The organism is Frigoribacterium sp. MEB024, from assembly GCF_000878135.1.
In the GTDB taxonomy this organism is placed as follows: domain Bacteria; phylum Actinomycetota; class Actinomycetes; order Actinomycetales; family Microbacteriaceae; genus Frigoribacterium.
This window is the reverse complement of the sequence record NZ_JXQZ01000077.1, coordinates 1-6937: the sequence shown is the minus strand read 5'-3', so window position 1 is coordinate 6937 and position 6937 is coordinate 1. Positions and strand designations below refer to the sequence as shown.

Below are 6937 nucleotides of genomic sequence, written 5' to 3'. Positions count from 1 at the left end.
CGCGACGCCGGCCTGCGCGGCGGGCGTGCCCGCTCGCCTGCCCCCGGCGTCGACGCCGAGCACGTGGGCCGGCACGAGGGTCAGTGCCGCGACGGCGTCGACGGCCGAGAGCCCGGTCTGCAGCATCGCGATGCGCAGGGCGGCGTCCTGGGTGAGGGTCGAGCCCGCGATGGTCGACGTGCCCGTGAGCGTGGCGACGCCGTGCTCGACCGTCACCGCGAGTTCGCCGATGCGGTAGTCGCCGTCGGCGGCTCCGGCCGCGGCCATGGCGTCGGTGATCAGGGCGACCCGACGAGGCGCCGAGCGCAGCACGAGGTCCGCCACGGCCGGGTGCACGTGCACGCCGTCGAGGATCAACTCGATCGTCACGCGTTCGTCGCCGACCGCCGCGACGAGCGGCCCCGGGTCGCGGTGGTGGATGCCGGCCATGGCGTTGAACGCGTGGGTCACGAGGATCGCGCCCCGGTCGAACGCCGCGCGGGCGAGGTCGAAGTCGGCCTCGGTGTGCCCGACGGCGGCGACGACGCCCGAGCTGACGAGCCGGTCGATCGCGTCGAGCCCGCCAGGCAGCTCGGGGGCGAGGGTGACCTGACGGACGATGCCGTCGCCGGCCTCGAGCAGGCTCTCGACCGTGGCGGCGTCGGGTTCGAGCAGGAAGTGCGGGGCGTGGGCTCCCCGGCGGTCGGGAGCCAGGAACGGCCCCTCGAGGTGTGCCCCGAGCACGAGCGGATCACGCCGCATCAGGTCACCGATCAGTCCGAGCGACCGGGACAGCACCGGCACCGGGTTCGCCACCAGGCTGATCAGCGAGCGGGTCGTCCCGTGTCGGCGGTGCAGGGCGAGACCGGCGTCGAGGTCGTCCGGCCCGCCGTCGAAGGCGTGCCCGCCGCCGCCGTGCGTGTGCAGGTCGATCAGCCCCGGGGTGAGCGTGGCGCCCGCGAGGTCGACCGTGACGTCCGCCGGGGGCGGCACCGCGCCTCCTGCGGTCGGGCCGTCGGGTGCACCCGACGTCGCCGAGGAGGCGCGGGCCGCGTCGACCCCGCCCGTCACCTCGGCCGCCGCGCGCGACCCCGCCACCGTGGTGCCGGTGGCGACGATCACGTCGCCGTCGACGAGCATCCAGAAGCCGTCGACCTCGCCGTCCGCGTCGACCTTGTGGGCGTCGGAGAACAGGGTGGTGGTCACCGGCGGGCCCCCCGGCGGTTCTCGCGACGGAAGGCCAGGACGCCCGTGACGCCGGCCAGGACCGCGAACGCCACGGCGACGACCGGGTAGCCGAGCATGGCCCAGGCGGCGACCACGGCACCCATGATCGCGATCTCGACCAGGGCCTTGCCGACGGCGTCGGTCGGGATCGGGGCGCGCGGTGAGCGGAACAGGCCCCACACGACGATCGCGAACAGGGGTGCACCGATCATGAACGCCAGCGACGGGAACGGGAACGGCCAGGCGAGGTAGCCCCAGAACCCGAGGCTGAGGAAGGCGAGGATCAGCGTGACGAAGCGCACCACGTCGAGGGCGCCGACCGGGCCGCCGCGGGCCGGGACGGGGGAGGGTACGGGGTCGGTCGGAGTCACGCGTCCAGCGTACGGCCGGTGTGCCCGCGCGGGGCTAGCGGAAGACGATGGTGCGGGCGCCGTCGAGCAGCACGCGGTCTTCGGCGAACCAGCGGACCGCCTGGGTCAGGGTGCGGCTCTCCTCGTCCTGGCCGATCGCCATCAGTTCGGGGGCGCTGCGGGTGTGGTCGACGCGGACGACGTTCTGCTCGATGATCGGCCCCTCGTCGAGGTCGCTCGTGACGAAGTGCGCCGTCGCGCCGATCAGCTTCACGCCGCGGGCGTGCGCCTGGCGGTAGGGGTTCGCCCCCTTGAACCCGGGCAGGAACGAGTGGTGGATGTTGATCGCCCGCCCCTCGAGCGCCGCACAGAGCTCGGGGCTGAGGATCTGCATGTACCGCGCCAGCACGACGAGCTCGATGTCGTACCGGTCGATGACCTGCAGCACGCGGGCCTCGAAGGCCGCCTTCGACTCGGGGTCGGTGACCGGGTGGTGCTCGAACCGCTTGCCGTAGAACTCGGCCAGCCCCGACAGGTCGTCGTGGTTCGCCAGGATCAGCGGCACCTCGATCGGCAGCTGCCCGGCGCGCTGCCGGAAGAGCAGGTCGTTGACGCAGTGCGCCGCCTTGCTCGCGAGCACGAGCGTGCGGGTCGGGCGCCCGACGACGTCGAGCTTCGCCTGCACGTCGTAGTGCGCGAGCACGGGCGCCAGGGCCGCCTCGAACGCGTCGCGCTCGCCGGGGGCCTCGACCTGCAGGCGCATGAAGAACGTGCCGGTGTCGTGGCTCGAGAACTGCGCCGACTCGGTGATGTTGCCGCCGGCCTGCACGACGGCGCCGCTGATGGCGTGGACGATGCCGGGCCGGTCCTGGCAGACGAGCGTCAGCGTCCAGTGGGTCGTCGGGGCGGCGGGGGCAGCGGCCCGAGCGGCGTCGGCAGCCACGGCGTCGGGAGCGGAGGAGGCGCGGGTGGCGTCGGTCACGTCGGTCACCCGCCCAGGGTAGTGCGGCCGACGGGGCCGGACGGGCAGATCAGGACGACGAGATCAGCAGCGTGACGAGGGCGACGAGCGGGAAGAACCCCTGCGTGACGGCAGCGCGCGTCTTCGTGCGGTCCGAGAGCAGCAGGACGAGCGCGGCGGCCAGCATCGACCCCGTGCCCGCGACCAGCAGGGCGGTGCCCGCGGCGGATGCCTCGAAGGCGCTGCCCGCGCCTCCTGCCCCTCCGGCGGCGATCAGCACGACGCCCACGATCGTGACGATCGCGAGGAACAGGTTGTAGAAGCCCTGGTTGTAGGCGAGCGGCTTCGTGTGCTCGGCCTGGACGTCGTCGGTGATGCCGAAGGTCGCGCGGACGCGGGGGGTGGTCCAGAGGAAGGACTCCATCACGAAGATGTAGAGGTGCAGCAGGGCGGCGAGCGAGGCCGCGACGAGCGAGACGATGAGCATGCCCCGACCCTAGGGCCGGGTGGGCCACGCGAGGGTGGCGGCTGCGGCGGGTCAGTAGCATCGTGGGGGCGCGGCGGGCGCACACGGGCATCGGCCCCGGCGAGGACGAGGAGGCGCGGCGTGGCAGAGCGGGTCACCATCGTCGAGGTCGCGGCCCGGGCCGGCGTCGCGATCAGTTCGGTCAGCAGCGCCCTCAACGGTCGCCCCGGCGTCTCGGAGCAGACCCGCGCGCGCATCCGCCAGGCCGCCGACGACCTCGGATTCGTGCCGAGCGTCCGCGGGCGCAGCCTCAGCGCCAAACGAGCGTTCACCATCGGGCTCGTCGTGCACCGCGACCCGTTCGTGCTCGAGTCCGACCCGTTCTTCGGCAGCTTCATCGGCGGGCTCGAATCGGTGCTCGACCCCCGCGGGTACGCGCTCATCCTGCAGATGGGGTCGGCCGCCGACGAGCCGCTCGACCGCTATCGCCGTCTCGCGGCCGGGCGCCGGGTCGACGGCGTCGTCCTGAACGAGCTGACGGTGGACGACCCGCGCGTCGACCTGGTCCGCGAGCTCGACCTGCCCGCCGTCGGGGTCAACCCGGCCGGAGACTTCCCCCTGCCCGCCGTGCGCCAGGACGACTCGGCCGGCATCGGCGAGCTCGTCGACCACCTCGTGTCGCTCGGTCACCGGCGGTTCGCCCACGTCGCCGGCCCCGGCCGCTTCGTGCACTCGCGGCGTCGCGGAGCCGCGTGGCGGGACGCCGTCGTCGCGGCCGGGCACGACCCGGGGGCCGTCGTCGAGGCCGACTTCACCTACGACGGGGGAGCCCGGGCCGCCGCTCGCCTGTTCGGCCCGGACGCACCGGTCGACGACCGCCCCACCGCCGTCTTCTGCGCCAACGACCTGGCCGCGATCGGGTTCATGACCGAGCTCGACCGGCTCGGGGTCCGCGTCCCCGGCGACGTCAGCGTGGCCGGGTTCGACGGCATCGAGCTCGGGTCGTACGTGCGCCCCGGGCTGACCACGCTGACGACGGCTCCGCGGCTGATCGGGGCCGAGGCGGCGCGCCTCCTGCTCTCGTCGGTCGAGGGCGAGACCGTCACCGACGCCGAGATCGAGCCCGCCCGGCTGCTGGTCCGCGCGTCGACGGGCCCCGCCGCCCGCTGACCCCGGGGCCAGGCGCGGGGATCGCACCGCCGACCGACCGTCGCACCGTGGAAGTGCGCGGTGCGACGTCCAGTCGGCGGTGCGACAGGGGGGGTGAGGCCGCAGGGGGTTCCGGTCGGGCCGTCACCGTGCTAGCTTCTCGATCTACCGAAACGTTTCGGTAGACGAGCGAGACCTTACACGACGACGTGGGAGCCCCGATGACGACGACAGCCGACGCGGCCAGCGCCCAGGCGACGAGCAGCGCCGCCGACGCGACGACCGCCGACACCGCGCCCGACGCCGGCGCAGCCGGCGCAGCCGGCGCGGCCGGCACCGCCTCGAAGCCGTACCTCGTCCCGCTGACCCGGGAGCGCCTCCGGACGGTCCTCGACGAGGCCCTCGTCCACCGCAACGAGCTGACCGGTGCCCTCTCGCAGCTGACCTTCTCGAGCCCCGCCGCCTACGAGCCGGCCCGGCCCGACTGGGCGGTCGGCCCCTTCGCCGTCGACCCGGCGTTCACCTTCACGCTCGACGGCCAGTGGCCCGACCCCGACGGGCTCGGCTGGACGAGCGAGTCGCTCTACAACCCCAGCCTGATCGAGCACGACGGCACCCTGCACCTCTTCTACCGGGCCTCGCCCCGCAAGGAGAGCCTCGGCAGCCGCATCGGCCACGCCACCCTCGCCCTCACCCCGGACGGCGAACCCGCACCCGGCGCCACGTGGGTCGACGACCCGGCCAACCCGGTCGTCCGTCCCACCCTCGACGACGAACTGCTCGGCACCGAGGACCCCAAGGTCTACCGCGCCGAGGGGCGTTTCTGGCTCTTCTACAACGGCGTCTTCCCGATCACCGAGGAGGCGCGGGTCGCGCACCCGAGCCCCGGGTACCCCGTCCAGGCGGTCGGCATCGACATCCTGGTCGCCGTCAGCGACGACCTCGTGACCTGGCAGAAGCTCGGGCCGATCGCGGACCACGAGCAGACGCGCCTGTGGGCCAAGGGCGCCGTGATCCCGCTCGACGAGCACGGGAACGCCGTCCGCCTCGGCGGCAACGGCAACGGCAACGGCCGCCGCGACGACGGGGACTACCTCATGTTCGTCAGCGAGGGCTTCGACGGCGTGCTGCACGTCGGCCGCTCGGACGACCTGCGCCACTGGACCTTCGAGCCCGTGCCGTACCTCGACCTGACGGGCGTCGGCGGCCACCTGCACGAGGTCGCCGCCGCGATCGTCACCGGCGACGGCCGACTCGTGCTGGACGTCTTCCACGACGTCGACGGCGTCTTCGCGGCGAGCCAGGCGCTCTACGACGTCGATCGTCCGGTCGACCAACTCGCCCTGACGCCCGGCGGCTCCCTCAGCTGGGGCGGTCTGCAGAAGATCGGCGGCCGCTGGACCTTCGCCCAGGGCTGGGACGCCCCCGCCGGCCACCGCGACCTGTACTTCTACCGCGCCGACGCAGCCCGAGCCGACGCAGCCCGCGCCGACCCCGCCGACCCGCACACCCCCGCTCCTCACACGACCCCCTAGTCACACCCGCAGCACCACCCCACCCAAGGAGAACACCGTGCAACGACGCACACGCTTCACCCGCCGCGCCACCCTCGGCGCGACCGTCCTGGTCGCCGCCCTCGGCCTGACCGCCTGCTCCGGCGGCGGCGGAGCCTCGAGCGACGCCCTCACCGCCAAGGGCCCCATCACGATCTGGTACTCGAACAACGAGCAGGAGGTCACCTGGGGCAAGGCCATGGTCGAGGCCTGGAACGCCGACCACCCCGACGAGCAGGTCAAGGGGCAGGAGATCCCCGCCGGCAAGTCCAGCGAAGAGGTCATCGGAGCCGCCATCACGGCCGGCAACGCCCCCTGCCTCGTCTACAACACGGCCCCCAGCGCGGTCGGGCAGTTCCAGAAGCAGGGCGGCCTGGTCGACCTGTCGAGCTTCGACGACGGCGCGAGCTACATCGAGGAGCGCAGCGGCGACCTGGCGAAGCAGTACCAGGACGCCGACGGCAAGTACTACCAGCTGCCCTGGAAGTCGAACCCGGTCATGATCTTCTACAACAAGGACCTCTTCACGAAGGCCGGCCTCGACGCCGAGAACCCCGACCTGTCGACCTACGACGACTTCCTCGCGACGTCGAAGACCCTGGTCGACGCCGGCGTCTCGAAGTACGCCATCCACCCGGCGCCGACGAGCGAGTTCTTCCAGTCGCAGTTCGACTTCATGCCGCTCTACGCGGCCGAGACGGGCGGCACCGGCCTGGTCGAGGACGGCAAGGCGACCTTCGCCGACACCGCCGGCGAGGACGTCGCGACCTTCTGGCGCTCGCTCTACGAGCAGGGGCTGGCCGGCCAGGAGCAGTACACGGGCGACTCGTTCGCCGACGGCGAGGCCGCGATGTCGATCGTCGGGCCGTGGGCCGTGTCCGTGTACGAGGACGTCAACTGGGGTGCCGTGCCCGTCCCGACCAAGGACGGCACGAGCGCCGACGAGACCTACACGTTCAGCGACGCGAAGAACGTCGGCATGTACACGGCCTGCGAGAACCAGGGCACGGCGTGGGACTTCCTGAAGTTCTCGACCAGCAGCGACGAGGACCGCGCCCTGCTCGAGACCACGGGACAGATGCCGATCCGCACCGACCTGGCCTCGACCTACTCCGACTACTTCGACGCGAACCCCTCGTACGCGCTCTTCGGCGACCAGGCCGCCCGCACCGTCGAGGTCCCGGCCGGCCCGAACACCGTGGCCGAGCTGCAGGCCTTCCGCGACGCGTGGTCGAGCAGCGTGATCTTCGGC

General features: G+C 73.0%; 7 protein-coding genes. 3 read left to right on the top strand and 4 right to left on the bottom strand.

Annotated elements, in window-relative coordinates:
- The 4 genes from SZ60_RS13090 to SZ60_RS13075 all read right to left on the bottom strand — a co-directional run.
- Window positions 1-1185: N-acetylglucosamine-6-phosphate deacetylase (locus SZ60_RS13090; RefSeq protein WP_052505398.1), on the bottom strand; the 1185-nt coding region annotated here is incomplete at its 3' end.
- Complete coding sequence (locus SZ60_RS13085; protein WP_043596587.1) at window positions 1182-1577, bottom strand: YrdB family protein; 396 nt, start codon at window positions 1575-1577, stop codon at window positions 1182-1184. The genes SZ60_RS13085 and SZ60_RS13090, both read right to left, overlap by 4 nt.
- A gap of 34 nt (window positions 1578-1611) precedes the next feature.
- Window positions 1612-2442 (bottom strand): formyltetrahydrofolate deformylase, encoded by an 831-nt coding sequence (gene purU / locus SZ60_RS13080; RefSeq protein WP_043596591.1) that lies wholly within the window; start codon window positions 2440-2442, stop codon window positions 1612-1614.
- A 145-nt stretch (window positions 2443-2587) separates the two neighbouring features.
- The gene (locus SZ60_RS13075; RefSeq protein ID WP_043596585.1) at window positions 2588-3004 is read right to left on the bottom strand and encodes a DUF1304 domain-containing protein; all 417 of its coding nucleotides are present in this window, start codon (window positions 3002-3004) and stop codon (window positions 2588-2590) included.
- 120 nt (window positions 3005-3124) lie between these two features.
- Here SZ60_RS13075 and SZ60_RS13070 point away from each other — a divergent pair, with 120 nt between their 5' ends.
- The 3 genes from SZ60_RS13070 to SZ60_RS13060 all read left to right on the top strand — a co-directional run.
- Window positions 3125-4153, top strand: a complete 1029-nt coding sequence (locus SZ60_RS13070) for a LacI family DNA-binding transcriptional regulator (RefSeq protein ID WP_043596583.1) — start codon at window positions 3125-3127, stop codon at window positions 4151-4153.
- Window positions 4154-4353: 200 nt separating this feature from the next.
- The gene (locus tag SZ60_RS13065; protein WP_197073569.1) at window positions 4354-5667 is read left to right on the top strand and encodes a hypothetical protein; all 1314 of its coding nucleotides are present in this window, start codon (window positions 4354-4356) and stop codon (window positions 5665-5667) included.
- An 88-nt stretch (window positions 5668-5755) separates the two neighbouring features.
- A partial coding sequence (locus tag SZ60_RS13060; RefSeq protein WP_043596588.1) for a sugar ABC transporter substrate-binding protein occupies window positions 5756-6937 on the top strand: 1182 nt, incomplete at its 3' end.